Origin of the sequence: Mesorhizobium sp. M4B.F.Ca.ET.058.02.1.1, from assembly GCF_003952505.1 — a bacterium.
In the GTDB taxonomy this organism is placed as follows: domain Bacteria; phylum Pseudomonadota; class Alphaproteobacteria; order Rhizobiales; family Rhizobiaceae; genus Mesorhizobium.
Window position 1 is genome coordinate 80,385 of record NZ_CP034450.1, and the last position, 22,428, is coordinate 102,812.

The 22,428-nt window shown below is 64.9% G+C and carries 19 protein-coding genes; 9 read left to right on the top strand and 10 right to left on the bottom strand.

The annotated features are described in order from the left end of the window. Nucleotides 1–101: 101 nt before the first annotated feature. Nucleotides 102–350, bottom strand: coding sequence for an Atu4866 domain-containing protein (locus EJ073_RS00390; RefSeq protein ID WP_126053922.1), 249 nt, complete (start codon nucleotides 348–350; stop codon nucleotides 102–104). Then, nucleotides 347–895 carry a hypothetical protein gene (locus tag EJ073_RS00395; RefSeq protein ID WP_126053923.1) on the bottom strand — a complete coding sequence of 183 codons (549 nt, stop codon included), beginning with the start codon at nucleotides 893–895 and terminating at the stop codon, nucleotides 347–349. Before EJ073_RS00395 ends, EJ073_RS00390 begins: the two co-directional genes overlap by 4 nt. Before the next feature lie 104 nt (nucleotides 896–999). Here EJ073_RS00395 and EJ073_RS00400 point away from each other — a divergent pair, with 104 nt between their 5' ends. Continuing rightward, nucleotides 1,000–1,914, top strand: coding sequence for a LysR family transcriptional regulator (locus EJ073_RS00400; protein ID WP_126053924.1), 915 nt, complete (start codon nucleotides 1,000–1,002; stop codon nucleotides 1,912–1,914). 230 nt (nucleotides 1,915–2,144) lie between these two features. Beyond that, nucleotides 2,145–2,936 carry a L,D-transpeptidase gene (locus tag EJ073_RS00405; protein ID WP_126053925.1) on the top strand — a complete coding sequence of 264 codons (792 nt, stop codon included), beginning with the start codon at nucleotides 2,145–2,147 and terminating at the stop codon, nucleotides 2,934–2,936. A gap of 59 nt (nucleotides 2,937–2,995) precedes the next feature. Here EJ073_RS00405 and EJ073_RS00410 read toward each other — a convergent pair whose 3' ends face one another. After that, entirely contained in the window at nucleotides 2,996–4,462 is a 1,467-nt protein-coding gene (locus tag EJ073_RS00410) for an esterase-like activity of phytase family protein (protein WP_126053926.1), read from the bottom strand. A gap of 208 nt (nucleotides 4,463–4,670) precedes the next feature. Here EJ073_RS00410 and EJ073_RS00415 point away from each other — a divergent pair, with 208 nt between their 5' ends. Next, nucleotides 4,671–4,985 carry a hypothetical protein gene (locus EJ073_RS00415; protein ID WP_126053927.1) on the top strand — a complete coding sequence of 105 codons (315 nt, stop codon included), beginning with the start codon at nucleotides 4,671–4,673 and terminating at the stop codon, nucleotides 4,983–4,985. Nucleotides 4,986–5,015: 30 nt separating this feature from the next. Here the strand turns inward: EJ073_RS00415 and EJ073_RS00420 are convergent, their stop codons facing one another. Beyond that, a complete protein-coding gene (locus EJ073_RS00420; protein WP_126053928.1) occupies nucleotides 5,016–6,041 on the bottom strand; it encodes a LacI family DNA-binding transcriptional regulator in 1,026 nt (341 codons plus the stop codon). Nucleotides 6,042–6,238: 197 nt separating this feature from the next. Here EJ073_RS00420 and EJ073_RS00425 point away from each other — a divergent pair, with 197 nt between their 5' ends. From EJ073_RS00425 to EJ073_RS00445, 5 genes are all read left to right on the top strand, one after another. Next, the gene (locus EJ073_RS00425) at nucleotides 6,239–7,267 is read left to right on the top strand and encodes a Gfo/Idh/MocA family oxidoreductase (protein ID WP_126053929.1); all 1,029 of its coding nucleotides are present in this window, start codon (nucleotides 6,239–6,241) and stop codon (nucleotides 7,265–7,267) included. Further along, nucleotides 7,264–8,172, top strand: coding sequence for a sugar phosphate isomerase/epimerase (locus tag EJ073_RS00430; RefSeq protein WP_126053930.1), 909 nt, complete (start codon nucleotides 7,264–7,266; stop codon nucleotides 8,170–8,172). The genes EJ073_RS00425 and EJ073_RS00430 overlap by 4 nt, the downstream gene beginning before the upstream one ends. A gap of 116 nt (nucleotides 8,173–8,288) precedes the next feature. Continuing rightward, the gene (locus tag EJ073_RS00435; protein ID WP_126053931.1) at nucleotides 8,289–9,302 is read left to right on the top strand and encodes a substrate-binding domain-containing protein; all 1,014 of its coding nucleotides are present in this window, start codon (nucleotides 8,289–8,291) and stop codon (nucleotides 9,300–9,302) included. Between the two features lie 89 nt (nucleotides 9,303–9,391). Further along, complete coding sequence (locus tag EJ073_RS00440; RefSeq protein ID WP_126053932.1) at nucleotides 9,392–10,189, top strand: ATP-binding cassette domain-containing protein; 798 nt, start codon at nucleotides 9,392–9,394, stop codon at nucleotides 10,187–10,189. Continuing rightward, nucleotides 10,186–11,232: an ABC transporter permease gene (locus tag EJ073_RS00445; RefSeq protein WP_126053933.1), complete on the top strand. Its 1,047-nt coding sequence runs from the start codon at nucleotides 10,186–10,188 to the stop codon at nucleotides 11,230–11,232. The genes EJ073_RS00440 and EJ073_RS00445 overlap by 4 nt, the downstream gene beginning before the upstream one ends. Before the next feature lie 6 nt (nucleotides 11,233–11,238). Here EJ073_RS00445 and EJ073_RS00450 read toward each other — a convergent pair whose 3' ends face one another. From EJ073_RS00450 to EJ073_RS00460, 3 genes are all read right to left on the bottom strand, one after another. After that, nucleotides 11,239–13,929: a UvrD-helicase domain-containing protein gene (locus tag EJ073_RS00450; protein WP_126053934.1), complete on the bottom strand. Its 2,691-nt coding sequence runs from the start codon at nucleotides 13,927–13,929 to the stop codon at nucleotides 11,239–11,241. A 128-nt stretch (nucleotides 13,930–14,057) separates the two neighbouring features. After that, nucleotides 14,058–15,338, bottom strand: coding sequence for an FAD-dependent oxidoreductase (locus tag EJ073_RS00455; RefSeq protein ID WP_245455443.1), 1,281 nt, complete (start codon nucleotides 15,336–15,338; stop codon nucleotides 14,058–14,060). Nucleotides 15,339–15,475: 137 nt separating this feature from the next. Continuing rightward, entirely contained in the window at nucleotides 15,476–17,116 is a 1,641-nt protein-coding gene (locus EJ073_RS00460; protein WP_126053935.1) for a helix-turn-helix transcriptional regulator, read from the bottom strand. A gap of 235 nt (nucleotides 17,117–17,351) precedes the next feature. Here EJ073_RS00460 and EJ073_RS00465 point away from each other — a divergent pair, with 235 nt between their 5' ends. After that, the gene (locus EJ073_RS00465; protein ID WP_126053936.1) at nucleotides 17,352–19,664 is read left to right on the top strand and encodes a glucose/quinate/shikimate family membrane-bound PQQ-dependent dehydrogenase; all 2,313 of its coding nucleotides are present in this window, start codon (nucleotides 17,352–17,354) and stop codon (nucleotides 19,662–19,664) included. 134 nt (nucleotides 19,665–19,798) lie between these two features. On the opposite strand, the gene EJ073_RS31370 is transcribed toward EJ073_RS00465, so the two are convergent. From EJ073_RS31370 to EJ073_RS00475, 3 genes are all read right to left on the bottom strand, one after another. Next, nucleotides 19,799–19,948, bottom strand: a complete 150-nt coding sequence (locus tag EJ073_RS31370; protein WP_189347964.1) for a hypothetical protein — start codon at nucleotides 19,946–19,948, stop codon at nucleotides 19,799–19,801. Nucleotides 19,949–20,081: 133 nt separating this feature from the next. Then, complete coding sequence (locus EJ073_RS00470) at nucleotides 20,082–20,876, bottom strand: class I SAM-dependent methyltransferase (protein WP_126053937.1); 795 nt, start codon at nucleotides 20,874–20,876, stop codon at nucleotides 20,082–20,084. Nucleotides 20,877–20,886: 10 nt separating this feature from the next. After that, nucleotides 20,887–22,311, bottom strand: a complete 1,425-nt coding sequence (locus EJ073_RS00475; protein ID WP_126053938.1) for a cytochrome P450 — start codon at nucleotides 22,309–22,311, stop codon at nucleotides 20,887–20,889. Nucleotides 22,312–22,428 lie beyond the last annotated feature (117 nt).

A 22,428-nucleotide genomic window follows, 5' to 3' on the forward strand; every position in this document is an offset into this window, starting at 1 on the left:
ACATCCATTTCCGCCAGATCGATGGCCACGCTGCCCGCCGGCTGCGTGAGCCGTATCGGAAAGGCCGGGCGCGAAATTCACGCCTGGTCCCCCTCCACCGTCTATTGCCGATAGAGGATCATGCCGGCATGGTGCAGGATGCCGTCAACGAACTCGCCGTCGGCGGTGAACCCCGTGTCGTCCCAATAGTAGATGTGGCTCGCATTTATCTCGTAACGTCCCTCGTAGGCGCGCTCGCGATTGCCGCGCGCCTCGAGATAGCGGCCGGTTGGCAGGAGTTGATGCCGGATATGGCCATCTGCCGTAACCCACATGCCGACGTAGGGATGGGTGGCATCGGACATGCTCATTTGCCTTCCGCCTGCTGCGGATAGAAGTGTGCAATATCCTGCGGTTTGACCACCCGCGCGTAATTCAGCTCCTGACGGATCTTCCACGCGCCGTCGATGCAGACCCAACCGAGCTGCGAGCGCCCGTCGAATGCGACGACCTCTCCGTCGAGGCGGCTGATCTGCCCGACAAAACCGATTGTCGTGGAGGCGACATCGCCTCCCGCAATCTGATCATCACCGCCGGTGAGCGCGTGGCGAACGGAGCGTGCGCCATTCTGGAGGTTCTCCCAGTTCGCTCCGTAGACAGCGGCGTTGTCGAAAAGCTGTGTCGGGCCGGGTGCGAAATTGTCGTAGAAGACGCCCCGGGGTGCCTTCACATCATAGTAGCGGCTCATCTTCTCGGCGAAGACGAAGGTCGGGTCGCCTTCATTGCGTTCCCACCCCTCCATGATCCACGATTTGTGAAGGGCAAGCGGGGCGTTGCCTCCGTCCAGCGGACAGGGTTGGGCCGCGACTGGCTCGGCCAGGGCCAGCAAACAGGCTGCTAGAAGTAGTGCTTTCATGTCGATCTTCCTTCTGGTTGTCGAATGGCACCAAAAGGTTGGACGAGAATTGATGTTGCGTGTATCTGTCGAATGCTCGACTGGCTGGTTAGTAATGTTTGACAATGCGACTGGACTATAATCTTCTCCCCCTCTTTCTTGCCGTGGCCGAGGAGGACAATTTTCGCGCCGCCGCTGATCGTCTAGGGGTCACCCGCTCTGCCGTCAGCCAGGGAATACGACGGTTTGAAGACGATCTCGGTGCGATGCTCGTCACGCGCACCACCAGGGCCGTGCGCCTGACCGAGGCGGGACAGCGGCTTTATGATGCGCTCTGTCGGCCCATGTCCGATATTGTGCAGGCGCTTGAGGGTGTCGATGGTGACCAATCCCCAAGGGGGAGGCTGAGGATCGCGGTCACCTCGATTGCCGAGCCGTTTTTGTCCGGTCCTTTGTTGACGACCTTTGCCGAAGCGCATCCGCACGTGATTGTCGATGTCACCGTAACGGATGAGGAATTCGACATCGTTGCCGCCGGGTTCGATGCCGGGGTTCGGTTGGGCGAGGTCATAGAGCAGGACATGATCGCCGTGCCTGTCGGTGGGCAAGTGAGGGAGGCTGTCGTCGCTTCTCCCGAATATCTGGTGGCGAATGGCATGCCGGAACATCCCCGCGATCTGGTCCGCCACCGCTGCATTGGTTGGCGCCGCTCGCCGGAAAACGCGCCTTATCGATGGGAATTCGAAGAGAACGGCACTTCCTTCAATGTCGCGGTTGAGCCGCAGATCACCACCAATGATTTGCGCCTCATGCTGCGCAGCGCTCTGGCTGGGGCTGGTATCACCTTCGCTACCGAGGAGACTTTCCGCCCCTATGTCGAGAGCGGCGCGCTCGTCTCCTTGCTTGAGCAATATCTGCCCTCATTCCCGGGCTTTTTTCTGTATTTCCCAAACAGAAGGAATATGGCTCCGAAGCTGCGGGCCCTGGTCGATCACATCAATGCCGGCAACCCAGGTGGACGTCGCGGTCGATCGCGCTGACCGACCGTCTATCGCCGCGAGCACCGGCGAACCACCTTGTTCTTGCCGGCTTGTGGAGATCGATGCGACGCCGGAAAATTCCGCCTGGCGCGAAAATCGCTTCACACTTTCGGCATCAAGCCCTGGCGTGCGTTTATCCAGTCATGTTCTCAAAGCGTGCGGAATGGGCTATTGATCCCGGGTGCGTGGGGCCGCACTCCTTAATAGATCTTATCGATAGCCGGGGGATCATGTCCGATACTGTGCTGTTTCCTGAGCGCCTGAACCGGCGCGCGTTTCTCGGTGCGTCCGCTCTGGGAGCCGCCTCCGTGGCTCTTTCGGCCTGCACCACCACCGACGTGGCGCCACCGGCGGCAGCGCCGCCGCCGCCAAGCGATTCGGCTTTCGGCGCTGCCGAGAGCATGTATGCGGCACGCGTCGACGAGGGCTATCAGCTGCCGGCAATCCCGGTGGCCAAGCTCGATCCGAAGTTCGTGCGCCAGATCGTGCCCGACCCGACCGGCGAAAAACCCGGCACGATCGTCGTCGACACCTCCGAGCATTTCCTCTATCTGGTGCGCGACGGCGGCGAGGCCATCCGCTATGGCGTCAGCCTCGGCAAGGCCGGTTTCGGATGGACCGGCAGCGCCGTGGTTCAGGCGCGAAAGAAGTGGCCGGTCTGGACGCCGCCGCCGGAAATGATCCAGCGCCGGCCGGAACTGGCGAAATACAAGGACGGCATGCCGCCCGGTCCGCAGAGCCCGCTCGGCGCTCGGGCGCTCTATCTCTTCCGCGACGGCAAGGACACGATGTACCGGCTGCACGGCACGCCGGAGTGGGATTCCATCGGCAAGAATGCTTCGTCCGGCTGCGTGCGCTTCATGAACCAGGACATCATCGACCTCTACAGTCGTGTTAACGGCGTCGCGCAGGTCTACGTGCGCCCGAACCTGTCGCCCGCCGGCAAGCTCACGGCCGTGTCGAACAGGACGGCCGAGCCGATCGATGCCGGCGTGCCGAGGGACGCGGAGATCTTGAAGTAGATCATCGGCAAATGGCCTGAAGGCGGACGCGCCCGGCGCGTCCGCCTTTCTGTCTGCAGCTAGTTCGTGGCGAGGTTCGGCAGCGTCACCTGGTAGACCAGGAACATGGTGTCGACATCGGCGCCGTCCTCGGCCTTGTAGGGCGCGCCGACCTGGAAGCCGTCCTGGGTCAGGAAATCGTTGTCGTTAGCGACGAACAAGAAGTAGTCGTCGGGCAGCTTCGGATCGAGCACGCTGACCAGCGACATCGCCTCCCATTTCTCAGAGAGATTGTCCTTGTCGTTCGGCTTGCCATTGTGCAGGCCGAAGCGGCCAAGCTGGGCCTTGTCGTTGATGTCGATGAACGGCGTGAGCTTGGCCGGGCTCACCGACGGATCGAGCACGCCCTTCGGCGCCACCGGTTTGTCGGCGGCGTCGAACGGGCCGCCCGCGATGTCGGTCGCGCCGGACAGGTCGACGATGTTGATCTTGCGGTAGAGCGACTCTTCGCCCTTCACGCCCTGGCCGTTGCCGCTGTCGCGCGTCAGCATCAGGAAGCTTGTGTTGGAGAGCGCGACGATCTCGCTCTGGGCCGCCACCTTGGTCTTGTCCTTGGCGTCCTTAAACACCGGCAGCGGCACGACATATTCATGCGCCAGCTTGAGGTGGGCGAGGTCGGAAGCGTCATAGACCAGCGCCCTGGTGTTCTGGCGCGTCGAACCGGAATCACCGCCATCCTGACGCGGCGCCGACTGCAGCACGGCGATCAGGAACTTGCCGTCCGGCGTCAGCGACATGCCTTCCAGGCCCTGGTTGTTCTGGCGGCCGGTCTCGGGATCCTTCGGGTCGGGCTCGGCGGCACCCGGGCCCGGATTGTCGGAGGCGAAGTTCGGCTTGCCGTGGCGCATCGGCACCAGGGCGGCCGGCGGCTGAGTGGCCGACATCAGGCGGCCTTCGGCCGAGAAACGATAGATGTTCGGGCCGTATTCGTCGGAGATGAACATGGTGCCGTCGGGCAGCCGCACGATCGCCTCGTCGTCCAGCGAGAGCTTGCCATTGTCGGCCTGCGGCAGGATCGGCATGTCGCCGGCTGCCGGGCGGACGCCGTTCAGCGGGTCGAGGCCGGTCGCGTCAGCGCCCTTGTCGTCGGTCAATAGCAAGGTGTCGGCGAGCGTCGCCTTGACACCCGACTGTTCCTGGCCGGCGGCGAGCGCCGCGCCCGGAGCGGTCGGTGCAAGCTCGATCGAAATGGTGTTGAGACGGGCGCGGTAATCGGTGGTGCCGACGACGTTGTAGCCGCGATCCGGCAGCAGCCACAGTGAACCCTTGTAGGCGTTTCCGTCGCGCGCCCAGCCCTTGACGTCGATCGCCATGCCGGAACCGGAGCCGAAGGTCTCGCCGAACTTGTCCTTCTGGCTGGCGGGGATACGGCCGACGCCGACCAGGCCCTTGTTGACATAGGCGACGCCATCGGCGAGCGCGGGCGTCAGGGTGGTGAACAGGGCAAGTGCCGCGCCAAGTGCGGCAGTCCGGCTGAGATGTTTCATCGATATCCCCTTGTGACAGAGCATGCCTGAGCGGGTGTCGCATCGACATGCCGCCAGCACCTTCCGCAAGCGGTCTAGGACTCCAACATGATACTTGCGTGACAGGCCGCGCCGGCGCGTGCCCGGAACCATTTTCCAATCGGAACCGTTGCAGGCGAGCCCAGGCATCGCCGCGATCGTCGGTCGAGCCATGGGCTCAGGAGGACAAATGGGTTTCGATCAGTATCACGAGCCGGCGGAGGAATTGACGCAGAAGGTGCGGACCTTTGCCCGCATGATCACATCGCTGATCGAGGAGGCGGAGGCGATCAGTTGGTACGAACAGCGCATGTCGGTGGAAAAGGACGCGCAGGCGCGCGCCATCATGAAGAATGCGCAAGGTGAGGAATTCAAGCACTTCGGCATGAATCTCGAATTCCTGCTGCGTCAGAAGGAAGACTGGCGGGCGGAGCTGAAGGAGATCCTGTTCACCACCGGCGACATCGTCAAGGCTGGCGAGAAGGGCGAGAAGAAGGTGGATTGAGGCCTGCCCGGCCAGCCTTCGGCAATGCTTTCAGTCGCTTTCTCTCGCGATCAGCTCCAGCGGCCAGACCTCGCGCATGATCCGCGCCCCTTCCGGGCCGGCGAAGGCAGGAAGCGATGCGAGCAGCATCTCGGCCAGCCGCCGGCCCATCGGTTCAAGCGCCGGGCGGAAGGCGGTCAGCGCCGGGGAAAAATAGCGGCAGAGCGGGGTGTCGACGATGACGATCACCGCGATGTCATGGCCGGGTCGGATGCCCATTTCGGCGAGCGCCTTGCAGCCGCCGAGCGCCATGGCGTCGTTGTTGAAGATGATGGCGGTGGGCCGGTCTTTTGCCAGCATCACACGCGGCGTCACCTGATAGCCGCCGGCCTCGTTGATGAAGCCGTCGGCGATCAGGGCAGGATCGACCTCGATGCCATGCCGCTTCAAGGCTTTGCGGTAGCCGTCGAGGAACAGGTAGCCGAAATTGAGGTTGAGGGCAGGGCGGATGGCGGCGATGCGTCGGTGGCCGCGCGCCACCAACCTGTCGACGGCGTCGCTGCCGGCCTTCTCGAAATCGAGATCCAGCGAAGGGTATGACTTGCCACCCGAACGGCTGCGGCCGAGCGTGGCGAAGGGAAAGCCTCTCTCGGCCAGATAATCAATGCGCTCGTCCTCGCGCCGTGTCCAGGCCAGCACTACCGCGTCGGCGCGGCGTGTCTCGACCACGCGGCGCAGGCGCTCCTGCTGGTAGTCGCCGGGGGCGCCCATCACCACGGTAAGGTCCAGCCCGCTTTCGGCGAGCCTGCCCTGCAGCCCGATCAGCAGCGGGATGAAGAACGGTTCGCCATATTGCTGGTCGCCCGGATGCGGCTGCAGCATGAAGGCGATCGAACGGGTGGCGCCTTGCCGCAAGCTGCGGCCGGACTGATTGGGGGCGTAGTTCAGCTTCTTGGCCGCATCCAGCACGCGCTGGCGTGTGTCGGCATTGACGTCGGCGCGGCCGTTCAGCGCGCGCGACACGGTGCCGATCGAAATGTTCAGGTGACGCGCAAGGTCGTGGATGCTGGACGCCAAGGACGGTTCTCCCCCTGCCTTGGCTAGCACTGGCTGCCGCTCAGGCCAAGGCTTTGGGATGATTTTCGCAAAACAGCCGATTGACATTCTACGCTATCGGGTGTGTTCTCGTAAACGTTTACGGAAAAACGTTTACGGTGATGCCGTGGACGCCGTGACGATCGGCCTGGAGGGGCCGAGCGGAGGAGGAGCGCTGGATGAAGGTCGTCCTGGCCGGCTGCGGAGCGATGAGCAGGCAGTGGCTCGATGCCGCGAGGCAGATCGACGGGCTGACGATTGCCGGCCTAGTCGACCTCGACGCCGAACGGGCGCAGGCGAGAGCGCGCGAATACGGGCTTGCCGGGGCCGTCATCGGCACCAGCCTCGATGCCGTCCTCGATGAGACCAAGCCTGACGCAGTGTTCGACGTCGTCGTTCCCGCCGCCCGCCGTGACGTCGCGCTTTCGGCCTTTGCCCACAACTGCCATCTGCTCACCGAAAAGCCGCTGGCCGACACTCCGGACAATGCCCGCGCCATTGTCGAGGCGGCGCGTCGCGCCGGGCGTGTTCATGCCGTCGTGCAGAACCGGCGCTATGTCGCCAATGTCCGGCGCATCCGTCGCTTTCTCGACTCGGGCGCCATCGGCAAGCCGACCAGCATCCATGCCGATTTCTTCGTCGCACCGCATTTCGGCGGCTTTCGCGAGGAGATGGCGCATGTGCTGCTGCTCGACATGGCGATCCACACCTTCGATGCCGCCCGCTACATGGCCGCCGGCAAGCCGGCCAGCGTCTACTGCCAGGAGTGGGAGCCGGCCAGTTCCTGGTACCGGCAGGGATCGTCGGCCAGCGCCGTCTTCGATTTCGGCGGCGGCAAGGTCTTCACCTATGCGGGCAGCTGGTGCGCCGACGGCTTCCGGACCAGCTGGGAAGGAAGCTGGCGCATCGTCGCCGAGCGCGGCAGCCTGCTCTGGGACGGGTTTGACGGGCTTAAGGCGGAGGTTGTGACGCCGGGCCGCGACGGCTTGTTCGACAAAACCCAGCCGATCGATGTGCCGCCGCTCGACGCATTCGACCGCGTCGACGGTCATCTCGGCATCATCAGGGATTTCATGCATGCGGTCGAGACCGGCACCGAGCCGGAAACGCGCGGCACCGACAACATCAACAGCCTGGCCATGGTCTTCGGCGCGATCGAAAGCGCCGAGACCGGACGCAGGGTTGCGATCGCCAGGGAAGCGCAATGATGGCAAACCCGCTCCTTGACATCAGGATCGGCACCATGGTCAGGGCCAATCTCGACGACCCGGCGGCCTACATCAAACAGATCCTGCCGCTCGGTTTCGAGAGCATCCAGCCGTTCTTCTGGCAGACGCTTGGCGGCAAGGACCTGCCGCGGCTCGCCGGCCAGATCCGCGAGGCGATCGGCGATGCCGACGTCACCATCTCGTCGATCGGCGTGTTCGGCAATCCGCTGGAGAGCGGCGAGGTCGATCGCGGCGTGCTCGCGGCCTGGGAGACGGTCATCGACCATGCGCATCTGTTCGGCGCTTCCACGGTCAGCGGCTTCACCGGCCGCATCCGCGGCAAGCCGCTGACCGACAGCCTGCCGCGCTTCCGCGAGGTCTGGGGGCCGCTGGCGAAGCGCGCCGCGGACAAGGGCGTGCGCATCGCCTTCGAGAATTGCGCCATGGACGGCAACTGGGCTGCCGGCGACTGGAACATCGCCCACAATCCCGACGCCTGGGAGCTGATGTTCAATGAATTGCCGGATGACAATCTCGGCCTCGAATGGGAACCCTGCCATCAGCTCGTCTACCTGATCGACCCGATGCCGCAGATCCGCAAATGGGCGCCGCGCATCTTCCATGTCCACGGCAAGGACGCCACCGTGCGCTGGGACGTCATCCGCGAGCACGGCGTGTTCGGCCGGCTGCCCTTCGTGCAGATGCGCACGCCGGGCTTCGGCGACAGCGACTGGACGCGGGTGATCAGCGAATTGCGGCTGGCCGGCTACAAGGGCGCCATCGACATCGAGGGTTGGCACGACCCGGTCTATCGCGACGACCTGGAGATCACCGGGCAAGTGCGCGCGCTGGATTATCTCAAGCAATGCAGGGGAGGTGCCAGCTACCTGCCAAATCCGATGTGAGGCCAAATTTGACGTGAGTGGCCGGCGGGAGGAGCCGGCCGGCCAGTTTTGCGGCGCACTGCCGAAACGAATGTCGAAAACCCTCGCTTGGCGAGGAAACAAAGGGAGGAACGTGCATGAGCATCGCGTTGAGAACGACACTACTGCGCACGACTGTCGTGGCCGCCGCCACGGCGCTTGCCGCCGCCATTTCCACCTTGCCGGCGCAGGCGCTCGACGCCCAATGGTGCAAGGACGTCCACATCCGCTTCTTCGTCGGCGGCGCCGAGGGCGACGCCTTCGGTACCATCGTCTATAATGGCGCCAAGCAGGCGGCGGCCGATCTCGGCCCCAAGGTCGACTACATCTTCTCCCAGTGGGACGTCGAGAAGATGGTGCAGCAATTGCGCGAGGCGGTTGCGGTCAAGCCCCAGGGCATTGCTATGATGGGCCATCCGGGCGACGCCGCGATCATGCCGCTGGCCGAGCAGGCGCACAAGGACGGCATCAAGATGATGTACCAGAACGTGCCGGTGCCGAAGGTGGTGGCGGCGTTCGGCGGCGGCTATGTCGGCGCGCAGCAGGAGCAGCAGGGCCGCGCGCTCGGCGCCGAGGCGTTCAAGCTGGCCGGGCTCAAGGCCGGCGACAAGGCGATCATGATCGGCCCGTTCGAAAACGAGAGCCGCGGCGCGCGCGAGCGCGGCACGGTCGCGGCGCTGAAGGAGGCCGGCGTCGAGGTCATCCAGCTGTCCTCGCCGCCGAGCGGCGAATGGGCGTCGGACCCCAACCTCGCCATTCCGGTGATCACTGCGGCACTGCTCAACCATCCCGACGTCAAGGCGGTTGGCTATCCCGGCGGACAGATGCTGGGCAACGTGCCGACCTACATGCAGGCGGCGGGGCGCAAGGCAGGCGAGATCTTCAATTTCGGCTTCGACACCAGCCCGCAGATCGTCGAGGGCTTCAAGGGTGGCTGGGTGCAGTTGACGGCCGACCAGCAGCCGTTCATGCAGGGCTATCTGCCTATCCTCAGCCTCTGCCAGCAGGTGGTGCTGGGCCTCGCGCCGATGAATGTCGACACCGGCGCCGGCTTCGTCACGCCGCAGAATTACGAGATCGTCGCCGAGCTGGCCAAGCAGGCGCTGCGCTGACCTCCCAAGGCTGCCGGCCGGGATTTCGCCCGGCCGGCGGGACCGCCGGCGAGGAGGCCGGCAAGACAGACAATCCGAGCGAGGATCGCATGGGCGAACGCATCATCGAACTGCGCGACATCAAGAAGTCCTATGGCCAGGTCTATGCGCTTGGCGGCGTCAACCTCAGCGTCGACCGCGGCGAGGTGGTCGGCCTGATCGGCGACAATGGCGCCGGCAAGTCGACGCTGATCAAGATCCTGTCAGGCGTGGTCAAGCCGACCAGCGGCGAGATCCTGGTGCGCGGCAAGCCGGTCAGCGGATGGAGCGCGGCGCGCTCGCGCGACGCCGGCATCGAAACGGTGTTCCAGGACCGGGCGCTGGCCGTGCAGCAGACGATCGTGCGCAACATCTTCATGGGCCGCGAGCTGACCGGCTTCATGGGCTGGCTGAAGGTCGGCAAGGAGATCGAGGAGGCAAGCCGGTTGATGCGCGAGATCGGCTTCACCTCGAAAGTGTTCACGCCGCATTCGATCGTCGGCCAGCTTTCGGGCGGCGAGCGCCAGGGCGTGGCGATCGCGCGCGCCATCTACAAGCAGGCAGAGCTGATCATCCTCGACGAGCCGACGACGGCGCTGTCGCTGACCGAGACCGCCAAGGTTTTCCACTTCGTGCGCCAGGTGCGGGCGAGCGGCCGCTCGATCCTGTTCATCGGCCACAACATCCACCACGTATTCGACATTGCTGACCGCTTCGTGGTGCTCGACCGCGGCAAGGTGGCGCTGACCGCCGACCGCAGCCAGATCAAGTCGGCGGAAGATCTCATCAACTTCATGGAAGACGTGGCGCATCCGGGCGGCCTGCCCGGACTGCACGAGGCGGGCGAAGCGGAGCAGGGAGCGCGATGAGCAAGGCCATGGAACCCGATCTGCAATCTCCCCTGGGAAGAACAAGCGGCCAGGCAGGCAAGGAATGGAGCCATCCATCCGACCACTGGCTGCGCGGCTTCGTCATCGACAACCGCGCCGCGCTCGGCACGCTCGGCGTGTTCATCTTCATGATGGCGGTGTTCATCATCGCCAATCCGACGGTGTTCACCACCTGGTATCTCTACAGTTCGGTGCTGACGACGCTTCCCGTTGCGCTGTTCGTGGTCGTGCCGCTGGTCTTCGTCGTCACCTGCGACGAGATCGACCTGTCGTTCCCGGCGACGATGGGTTTTGCCTCATGGGTCTTCGCGCTGGTCGTGCAGGCCGGCTACGATCCGTTCCTCGGCATCGCCGCCGCGCTGGTCACCGGTACGCTGCTCGGCTTCCTGGTCGGCTCGCTGGTCGTCTATGGCGGACTGTCGTCGCTGATCGCCACGCTCGGCATGAATTTCCTGCTGCGCGGCCTGATCCAGATTATCAACGAGGGCAGGTCGACGGCGCTGACCGGCCTTGCCGACAGCTCAGCCTACAAGATCTTCTCGAGCCAGCTCTGGGGCATCCCGGTGCAGATCTTCTGGGCCATCGCCTTCGTCGTTTTCTCGGCGCTGCTCTACAACCGCCACCGCTTCGGCGCGCAGGTGAGGGTGGTCGGCGACAATCCGGACAGCGCCAAGCAGATGGGCATCGACGTCAAGCGCGTCAAAGTCAAGGTGTTCGTCTTCACCGGCATCGGGGCGGCGATCGCCGGCACCTTCTCGGTGATGATCAACTTCACCTGGTGGCCAACGGCCGGCGACGGCTATCTGCTGCCGGTGCTGGCCTCGGTGTTCGTCGGCGGCACGCCGACCTGGGGCGGCATCGGCACGGTGGTCGGCGGCGCCATCGGCGCGGTGACCGTGTCGTTCATCCAGACCGGTGTCGTGGCGGCGGGGCTGAGCGGCTTCTACGTGCAGTTCTTCAACGGGCTAATCATCATCCTGTCGCTGCTCGGCCATAAATGGAACCAGGCGCGGTATCGGTGAGGCTACTCAAACGCCGGTGACAAACCCGTCCAGAACGCGTTTCTGGCCGGCCTTGTCGAAGTCGATGGTCAGTTTGTTGCCTTCGATTGCCGCAATGTTGCCGTTGCCGAATTTCTGGTGGAAGACGCGGTCGCCGACGCTGAAGGCCGACGGCTTGTCGGCGACGGATTTGGCGACCAGCTCGCCGTCGATGGTGCGGCCCTTGACCGAGGTGCGGCCGGCGCCGTAGCCTGAGTCCGTCTCGCCATAGCCGATGCGCTCGACCTGGTGGCCGGAGCGCGTGCCCCAGTTGCGGTCGGTGGCCTCGGTGCGGTTGGCCTGCGCGCGCTGCCAGCCCGGCGTCGAATAGGTGTTTGAGAAGGATTTTTCCTCGCCGACATTGTCGAAGCGCGAGGCGCCGTAGGGGTTTTGCCGGCCGCCGCGCCCGGATGCGAACGAGCCGCCGCCATAGTTGTTGCCGTAGCCGCCATAGGAATTGCCGCTCTCGGCGATCTCGACATGGGCTTCCGGCAATTCGTCGAGGAAGCGCGACGGGATCGTCGATTGCCAGAGGCCATGGATGAGGCGGTTGGAGACGAACCAGATGTGCAGGTTCTTCTTCGCCCGCGTCAGCCCGACATAGGCAAGGCGGCGCTCTTCCTCCAGCCCGGAGCGGCCGCCTTCGTCGAGCGCGCGCTGATGGGGAAAGAGTCCTTCCTCCCAGCCGGGGAGGAAGACTGTCTCGAATTCAAGGCCCTTGGCCGAATGCAGCGTCATGATCGAGACCGCGTCGAGCGACTCGCTCTGCTCCGCCTCCATCACCAGTGCCACATGTTCGAGGAAGGAGCGCAGCGATTCGTACTCCTCCATGGAGCGGACAAGCTCCTTGAGGTTTTCCAGCCGCCCCGGAGCTTCCGCCGAGCGGTCGTTCTTCCACATGTCGGTGTAGCCGCTCTCTTCCAATATGGTCTCGGCGAGCTCGGTATGTGGCGTGGTCTCCAGCGCCTTCTGCCAGCGCTCGAAATTTGCCGCGACCTCGCGCAGGGCGGCGCGCGGCTTCGGCTTCAGCTCGTCACTTTCAGCGAGGTTGCCGGCAGCTTCCAGCATCGGGATACGGAGAGCGCGCGCCGTGTCGTGGATCTGACGGATGGTGGCTTCGCCGAGCCCGCGCTTCGGCACGTTGACGATGCGCTCGAAAGCGAGGTCATCGCCGCTGTTGGCGACGACGCGGAAAAAGGCCAGCGCGTCGCGGATTTCCATGCGCTCGTAGAAGCGTGGGCCGCCGATGACGCGGTAGTTCAGACCGAGCGTGATGAAGCGGTCCTCGAAGGCGCGCATCTGGAAGGACGCGCGGACCAGGATCGCCATGTCGTTCAGATTGTGCTTCTGACGCTGGTAGGCCTCGATCGCCTCGCCGACGGCGCGCGCCTCTTCCTCCGAATCCCAGGCGGCATGGACATGCACCTTGTCGTCTTCGGGGTCGTTTCGGTCGGTGAACAGCGTCTTGCCGAAGCGGCCTTCGTTAAAGGCGATGAGATGCGACGCGGCGCCGAGGATATGCGCGGTCGAGCGGTAGTTGCGCTCCAGCCTTATGATGGTGGCGCCGGGGAAATCCTTGTCGAAGCGCAGGATGTTGTCGACCTCGGCACCGCGCCAGCCATAGATCGATTGATCGTCATCGCCGACGCAGCAGATGTTGACGGTGGCCGGGCGGGAATTCCCCTCCCCCTTGAGGGGAGGGTGGCCGGGCGAAGCCCGGTCGGGTGGGGTCCTCGCGGCAGTGCTCGACGCCCCTGTGCTCGATGACCGGGCGGTGCCTTCTGCGGCGACCCCCTCCGCCCACTTCGCGGGCACCTCCCCCTCAAGGGGGGAGGATTGCGGCCGCTGCGCCAGGAGCCGCAGCCACATGTATTGGGCCGTGTTGGTGTCCTGGTATTCGTCGACGAGGATGTATTTGAAGCGCTTGTGATAGTCCTTCAGCACGTCCGGATAGGCGCGGAAGATGCGGATCGGGTGGCAGAGCAGGTCGCCGAAATCGCAGGCGTTCAGGGTCTGCAGCCGCTCCTGATAGGCCTTGTAGAGCTCGCGGCCCTTGCCGTTGGCGAAGCTGCGGGCGTCGCCCTCGGGGATGTCGGCGGGGCCGAGGCCCTTGTTCTTCCAGCCGTCGATCATCTGGGCGAACTGCTTTGCCGGCCAGCGCTTGTCGTCCAGCCCCTCGGCCTGGATCAGCTGCTTGATCAGACGCACGACGTCGTCGGTGTCGAGGATGGTGAAATCGGATTTCAGCCCGGCAAGCTCGGCGTGGCGGCGCAGCAGCTTGACGCCGATCGAGTGGAAGGTGCCGAGCCACGGCATGCCCTCGACACTGCCTTCGCCGATCAGATGGCCGATGCGCTGCTTCATCTCGCGCGCGGCCTTGTTCGTGAAGGTGACGGCAAGGATCTGCGAGGGGAAAGCCTTGCCGGTGGCGAGGATGTGAGCGATGCGCGTGGTGAGCACGCGCGTCTTGCCGGTGCCGGCGCCGGCCAGCACCAGAACAGGGCCTTCGGTTGTTTCGACAGCCAGCCGCTGCTCGGGATTCAGCCCCTTCAGATAATCGGGCGCGCTGTTTTGGCCGCTGCGGGCGGCCATGGCGCGCGCAGCTATGCCGGACGGGGCTGCTGTGGGCCGCGCATTCGGTTCGTCAAAGAAGGGCATGTCTTCCGAAAACCCGGACATTGCCCCCGAATGTAGTGATTCGGCAGCGAAAGACCAGAAGTGTCTCCGTTTTGTTCTGGTTAGCGACAGGATTTGCCGAGCGCGGTGTCTCTTCGGCCTCGGCAATTGCCTCAAATCCTTGTCGTGCCTCATCCGGCGGCTGCCCGCATGCGCTCGCCGATCTTGTCGGCCACGTAGCCGGCATCGCGCGCCGCGCCATGGATCATGGTGGAGGAGGGCGAATGCTGGAAATGCAGGCCGCAGACATACAGTCCCGGCTCACCTTCGACGGCACCGCGATATTGCTTGACCCGGCCGCTGTCGTCGAAGATCGGCAGCTTGATCCAATCGAGCCCGGCCCGGAACCCGGTGCACCAGATGATGTTCGAAACGTCTAGAAGCTGGCCGTCGTCGAGCAGCGGTTTGCCGTTGCGGGCACCGGCGACGCGGGCGACCCGGCGGACGCCGGCGCCGTCCAGATCCTGCCGCTTGACCCGGATCAGCGGCAGGCCATGAGAAAGATGCCCCGGCTTCGCCTTGCGGCCCATCGGCGTGTCGACCGTAAGCAGACGGTGGAAAACGATGCGGAAGACGAACGGAAGGACCGCGCGCATCGCGAAAGAGCCATTGTAGGCGACCGGGATGTGGCCTGGGTGGCGGCCCGACAGCCAGACCTGGTGCGTTCCCGCGACATCCATGGCTATTTCAGCGCCGGAATTGCTGGCGCCAACCAAAAGCACGCTGCCCGGATTGAGCTGCACGGGATTCTTGTAGGCGCTTGAGGACAGTTGCCGGATTGACGGATCGAGCGACGCCGCGAAATCCGGGATCTTCGGCTTCTGGTAGCTCGAGGCCGCGGCGACGACGTGCCTGGCGATGTAGCGGGTCTGGCCGGCCGTGACGACGTAGAGCTTGCCGGAGCGGGTTACTTCGTCGACCTTGACGCCGGTGCGCACCGGCAAGGCAAACCTCCGCGCATAGGCCTCGAGATAGTCGGCCATCTCGTCCTTGGTCGGGAATGAATAGCGGGCAGCGGGGAAGGGCATGCCGATCAGACCGTCGAAGCGCGCCGGCGTGAACAGGCGCAGCGAATCCCAGCGCGAGCGCCAGATGTCGCCGACGCGTTCGCGGCCCTCGAGAATGACGAACTTCACCCCCTTGCGGGCGAGGTGATAGCCAACGGAAAGGCCATTTTGGCCGGCGCCTATGACCACGACGTCGACATGTTCTTCCCTGAGAGCAGGCCGCGTTTCGTCGCCTGATGGCATATCGCTGCCGGTTGCCCGCAGCGCATCGGCCTCCAGATGCATGAAGGCCGCTCCCGGTTCCAGCAGCGTGCCGGCGCGTGTCCTGGTCTCGGCGATGCGAATGTTGTGACGGCCGCGCATTCCCTGCATCGTGGCCGGTCCGGATGTCGAAGTCGGGGTCATGATCGCTCCATTTGGTTCGTCAGTCATGGACCAGAAATAGCGGAACGGCGCGGCGGCGCTTCGGGGAGACACCTCACGGCGGAAGAAAATGCGATGGGGATTTTCCCCCATGCCCTCAGGTCAGATGTTTTTCTGGGTCAGATGAGCCCGTTCTGAAAGGCGTAGGCTGTCGCGGCGGCGCGCGAGTTGACCGCCAGCTTGTCGAAGATGTTGCTGAGATGCCGGTCGATGGTCTTTTCGCTGAGGCCGAGCTCGGTCGCTATCGACCTGTTGGTCCTGCCGGTGGCGACCAGGCCAAGGACTTCGATCTCGCGCCCGGTCAGGCCGTGCGGGCGCGAACTGGCCGGCCCGACCAGAGCCGTGACGCGGGCAAGTTCCGGCGCGGCGCCAAGCGTGGCGAAAACGGCGCGGGCGGCATCGAATTCGAGCTCGGTGCCGTCTTCGTCGCCAAGCATGCGGCAGGCCTGCCCTGCAAGCACGCGCAGCCGCGCCTCGAGATAGGGAGCGCCGGCACGCTGCCAGGTCGTCAGCGCGGCGCGGAAATGGCCGAGCGCGGTCGCGGCGCTGCCTTCGTGCAAGTCGATCTCGCCTCTCGCCTGCGAGGCCATCGCCGCCAGGATGTCGGTCGCGAAACGGGTGGCGATCGCTTCCAGCTCCTGGCAGGCGTCGCGTGCCTCCTCGATTGCGCCGGCTGCGATCATGATCTCTACCCGCGCCGGCAGCAGGCGGGCGCGGCCGAGTGGAGCCTTGGTCGTGGCGAGCACGCGGCGAAGGGTTGCCGCAGCCTGTTCGGCCCGGCCCTGCGCCAGCCGCAGCAGCGCCATGCCGGGCTGCGGTTCGAGCCCGAGCCGACTGGCGGTGCGGTAAAGGTCCTCGGCGGCGGCGAATTCGCCACGCAGACGATGGATTTCGGCCTCCTGATAGGCCGCTCCGGCCGCCGCCTCGCTGGCGGTGGTATGGGCCAATGACGTCGTCGCGCGGCGGGCCTCCGTGATTGCATCCTGCCAGGCGCCGTTCAGTTCCATGATCTCGGCGCGGTGCAAAAGGCAGACGCCGTTGAACTGGACGAGCTGCGGCTGCGCGCCGCACCAGTTCGATAGCGCCTCGGTCCATTCGCGCGAGCGGTCGAGCGCGTAGACCTGCCGGCACGCTGCGATGAGGTTGCAGTAGATCAGGCCGGTGACGATGGGCGAAAGTTTTCCGTCGACCGCCGGCAGCATGGCCTCGTCGAGCGAGGCGATGCCTTCGTCGATCCGGCCCTGCCGCACAAGCGCGCGGCCGAGATAGCATCTGGCGAAGGCGACGAGGTCGACGTCGCAACAGCGCTCGCCGATCGCCAGCGCCTGACTGGCCAGCCGCTCCGCCGCCGGATCATTTCCCGTCATGAGCTCCTTTTGGGCCGCCAGCAGCGTCAAATAGCCATGCGCGGCGCATTCGCGGCCGAAGCCGTCGGCCAAGCGCTGAGCCTGCTGGATGCAGGCGCTGGCGTGGCCTTCCTCGCCCAAGGCCAGAAGCCGGAAGCCGCGGAAGAATGCCCAATACGCTGCGCGGTCGTAGCGGCCGGCTTCGACATAGGTCTCGAACAAACGGTCTCCGGCGGCCAGGCTGTCCTGGTCGCGGTCGAGCATGGCGGCCGACCAGAGCAGCCGTTCCAGATCGTCCGGGCCCAGCGGTGCCAGATCGTCCGTTGCACGCAACAGCTCAAACGCATCCGCCCAGTCCCGTTGCTCATAGGCGTGACGGGCCCGTTCCAGCAGCAAGGCGGCCTCGGCTTTCATCGGCAAAGCATAGCATTGCCAAATAACTGGCAGAAGAATGGCAGATGCCAGGCTTCGTCAAGTCGGCGTGAGCGGCCGGGGTGATGCTTACTTTATGCCGTGCTGATTTGACACCGCACGCAGGGGGGCCGAAAACTGCGGCGGCGAGATGAAACAGAATCGAAGGCGCGTTACGGTTGTGCTTCGTGACAGCGGTTTTCGATCGCCCGCCTGCTGCGCATGAAGGAGTGTCGTTGTGGCAACTATCCTCACCGCTGTGGTCCTTGCTCTCATCGGTCTGGTTCTCGGCGGCGGCGGCATCCAGTTGGCGGTGCTGGGCGGTAGCTGGTACTACGTGATCGTCGGCCTTGCCTTCCTCATCACCGCCTTGCTGCTCTTCAGGCGCAATTCCATTGCGCTCTGGCTCTATGCCGCGATCGTGATCGGCACGCTGTGCTGGGCGGTCTGGGAAGCGGGCTTCGACTGGTGGGATCTGGGCCCGCGCGGCGGCGTCATCGTGCTCCTGGCGCTGTGGCTTTTGACACCATGGGCGAGGCGAGGGCTTAGCGGTCCAGACGGGCGCGCGCCGCTGATCCTGGCGGTGCTGGCCTCGCTAGCCGTGGCCGGCTATTCGATGACCGCCGATCCCAGGGACATTGCCGGCGAGCTTAACGCCGACAAGGTGACGCCGACGGCAGATCTCGGCGGCAATGTGCCGGAAGGCGAGTGGCACTTCTACGGCCGCACGCCCTACGGCCAGCGTTTTTCACCGCTCAACCAGATCACCGTGGACAATGTCGCTTCGCTGCAGCCGGCATGGACCTACCGCACCGGCGACGTGAAGGGTCCGGACGACATCGGCGAGACGACCTATCAGGTGACGCCGCTGAAGATCGGCGACGCGCTCTTCATCTGCACGCCGCATAATTTCGCCATCGCCATCGATGCGGCGAGCGGCAAGGAGAAATGGCGCTTCGACCCGAAGATCAAGCTCGATCCCAACCGGCAGCACCAGACCTGCCGCGGCGTGTCCTATTATGCCGACGGCAAGATCGCCGCCGGCCAGCCATGCGCCGCGCGCGTCTATCTGCCGACCTCCGACGCGCGGCTGATCGCGCTCGACGCCGCGAACGGACAGGTGTGTGCCTCCTTTGCGGAGGGCGGCACGCTGAACCTGCTCGCCAACATGCCGTATCCGAAGTCGGGCTACTACTATTCGACCTCGGCGCCGCTCATCGTCGGCGGCAAGATCATCGTCGGCGGCGCGGTCAACGACAATTATTCCACGCAGGAACCGTCGGGCGTCATCCGCGCCTTCGACGTCGACAGCGGCGCGCTGCTGTGGAACTGGGATTCCGGCAATCCGGACCAGACGACGCCGCTGCCGACCGGCCAAGCCTACACCAACAACTCGCCCAACATGTGGTCGACGCCGAGCGCCGACGAGAAGCTCGGCCTGCTCTACGTGCCGCTCGGCAACCAGACGCCGGACCAGCTCGGCGCCGGACGCAGTGCCAATGTCGAGAAATTCTCCTCCTCGATCACCGCGCTCGACCTCAACACCGGGCAGGTGCGCTGGGTGCGGCAGACCGTGCATCATGACCTTTGGGACATGGACGTTCCGGCGCAGCCGACGCTGGTCGATATCACCACCTCGAGCGGTGTCGTGCCGGCGCTGGTCGGGCCAACCAAGCAGGGCGACCTCTATGTGCTCAACCGGCGCAGCGGCGAGCCGATCATTCCCGTCAAGGAGGTGCCGGCGCCGGGCGGCGCGATCGAGGGCGACCATACCTCGCCGACGCAGCCGGAATCGGACCTTTCCTTCAATCCGAAGCCGCTGACAGGCGCCGATATGTGGGGCATCACCATGTTCGACCAGCTGGCCTGCCGGATCGAATTGCGGGGCCTGCGCTATGAGGGCCGCTACACGCCGCCGTCCGTCCAGGGTTCGCTGATCTATCCCGGCAATTTCGGCGTCTTCAATTGGGGCGGCGTCGCTGTCGATCCGGTTCGGCAGGTGATGTTCGGCATGCCGACCTATCTGGCGTTCAAATCGCAGCTCGTTCCGCGCGACCAGGTGCCGCCGCCGGATGAAGGACGCGGCAGCGAGCAAGGGCTCAACCGCAACGAGGGCGCGCCTTACGCGGTGGTGATGGGGCCGTTCCTGTCGCCGCTCGGCATTCCCTGCCAGGCGCCGCCATGGGGCTATGTCGCCGGCGCCGATCTCAGGACCGGCAAGATCGCCTACAAGCACCGCAACGGCACCGTGCGCGACATGACACCGCTGCCGCTGCCGTTCAAGGTCGGCGTGCCCGGCATTGGCGGGCCGATGATCACCGCCGGCGGCGTCGCCTTCCTGGGAGCGGCGGTCGACGACTATCTGCGCGCCTATGACCTGACCACCGGCAGGCAGCTTTGGAAAGCCAGGCTGCCGGCCGGCGGCCAGTCGACGCCGATGACCTACACGGTCGGCGACGGCCGTCAGTTCGTGGTCATCGTCGCCGGCGGCCATGGTTCGGTCGGCACCAAGCCCGGCGACTATGTGATGGCCTACACGCTGCCGAAATAGGTGTGTTGATGTTCGGGTGATGCCGGCCTGCGAACGGCACACCTATTGCGCTAGGTGACGGCCTGATGGACCGGCACGGGCGAAATCCTGATCGCACAGCTAGCGGCCGCTTGCCCGTCCCACGGTCTTGGCACTCAGTTGCCGGTTTTTGCGCGGCCGGGCCGGCGCCTACTTCTGACCTTGACCGCAACTCGGCCGCCGGTGAGCGTTGCGGCGCGCAGCGCCAAGAGGGCCGCGCCGGCCAGCACGAGCGCGCTTGCGAGGATCGGAGCGGACAAGGTCATAAGCGTTGTTCCTTCTCGTCAGGTACCGCCGTGACAGGCGAAGCCAGGTTGAGCTTCCCTTCAAATTATGGCGGCGCCATCAGGATTCGCGGAAATGACCAAAATGTGATGAGGCCCCGGACTGGCCCTCGCCTCAGGGCTTTCGTGCCGAGACCAGGAGATAGGCCTTGGAGACAGCGCCGAAATAGCCGGCAATCAACCGGCAGACGAGGGCGGTGCCGAGGCTGGACTTCAGGCTCATGGCGCCCTTGCCCCGTTCCGAGGCCGGCCATGCGACGAGGCTGCGGCGGAAGCCGCCGAGGCAGTCGTCAGTCCTGTCTTCGACCCTGATATCCTGAAAGCCGACGGCCTCGAAGAGCGCCCGGTAAGAAACGATGTCCGGGACCAGATTGGGCTTCGGCACGCCGAGGCGGTCGGCGACCGGAGCGGTGAAACCGCGAAACAGGATGTCGGAGAGCACGAGCGCGCCGCCGGGCTTGAGCACGCGCAAGGCTTCCGCGAGGAAGGCGGCGCGGGTATCGAAGTGGAAGGCGGCCTCGACGCAGATCACGGCGTCGAAGCTCGCGTCGGGAAAGGCAAGCTTGGCGGCGTCCATCTGCAACACCGTCGCGCCGGGCGCATTCTGGCGCGCCGTCGCGACCTGCGCGGCCGAGATGTTGATGGCAGTGACCGCCTCCGGCGGGTAGGAGGCGAGCAGACGCCTGGTCGACGCGCCGAGCCCGCAGGCGACGTCGAGGATCCGGCCGCCCTTGTCCGGGAGCCGTGCCAGCAGCGTGTCGACAAGCGCCTCGCTGGCTTCGCGCTGCGACGCGGCGCCCGTCGCCCAATAGCCGAAATTGTAGAAGCCGCTGCCGCCATAGTAGCGGCGCTGCTTGCTGCTTTTCATGACCCGGTCGTAGATGCGGACCATGGTCTGCTGTGCGCTCATGGGAGGCCTTTCATGCTGTCGCGGGAAGCGAGACGAGTTCGCGGAAGCGCCCGTGCGCCGGGCTCGAGAGCGCCGGTCCGCCGCGTTCGCGCATGATGACCTGGACATTGCCGATCGGCGCCAACGTAACTCGCGTGCGATAGGAAATGCGCGCTCCCGGTGCCAGTTCCACGGAACGCTTCGAGAGGATGGTCGCCAGCGCAATCTTCATCATCTGCAGGCCGAAGGTAACGCCGGGGCACATATGGCTGCCAGCGCCGAACACGGTGTACTGAAATGGCGATGGCTTGATCGAAGCCCAGCGCTCCGGCTGAAAACTGTCGGGATTCGGATAAAGCGAAGGATCGCGGTTGATTGTGAGCGCGCTGATCAGCACCCCTTCATGCCTGGCGATGGGTTCGTCGCCAAGCCTCGTTGCCCGCGTTGCCTTGCGCATCATCAGCGGCACCGGCGGAAAAAGCCGCATCGCTTCCTTGATGGTGGCGTCAAGCAGCGGCAAGGATCCGATCCGGTCCATCGTCGCCGGCTTTCCGTCGAGCGCGGCGTCGATCTCGGCGGCAAGGCCCGCCATTGCGTCCGGATGCTGGTTGAGCAGGATTAGCGTCCAGGCGAGCGCATTCTGGCAAGTGTCATAGGCCGCGCCGAAGACGAAGCTGATAATGCCGCCGATCAGCTCGACCGAAGGCGGTCGCCCGGCCTCGTCGGTGTTGTTGACGAGGATGGACAGGATGTCCTGGGCATCGGTGTTGCCACGTTTTTCTTCCGCCCAGGCGAGGATGGCGCGTTCCTGTACCTCGGCTTCCCGTATCCAGCTGAAGAAGGCCGGTCCCGGAACGATCCAACTCGCCCGTATCTGCCGCGCGATCATCTCGGCGATCGGCATGGCGCGCGCCCGGTCGTCGCCGAACAGCAGGCCGATCGCCAGGTGCTTGGCCATCGTCTTGGCGGCATCGGTCAGTGAGAAGGGTTTGCCGACTGGCCAGGACGAAACCTGGTCAGCGGCGATGCGTGCCATCTCCGGGCTCATTGTCATGATCGCCGGACGCTTAAGCGGTGGCGCGAACAGTTTGCGGTAGTGCTCGTGGCGTTCGCCGCGCAGTCGCGTCATGCCATAGGAGAGCCGGTGCGAAGCGTGCCCCCGCTTGCCGCGCCCGTTTATCTGGATGTTGCGCCAGGTCTCGGTGTCGGAAAGCATTGCGCGATAGAGCGCGGCATCGGCGATCATGAAGACGCGGCGCGGCCGTGCCGAGGTCGAATGCGGGTATTCGGCTTGAATGAAGGGGCCAAAAGCGCGATGCGCGTTGCGTGCCGCCGTCAGCGGCTCAGCCGCGAAATGGACCATCAGGCCGAGCGAGCGCCATTTCCCCAACCTGTTTGCCAGCATGCCCCACCCAAGCCTGACGCTGCCGCAAACCACGGCTGTCTCCACCGGCATGCTACAGCATGCATCACGAAAAACGGAATCGATTCTTGGATTGCTTTGTGCGTAATTTCTATAGGCCTATTCAAAAGCTTATGGGCCGTTTCGCATCCGGGGGACCATGTTTGTCGC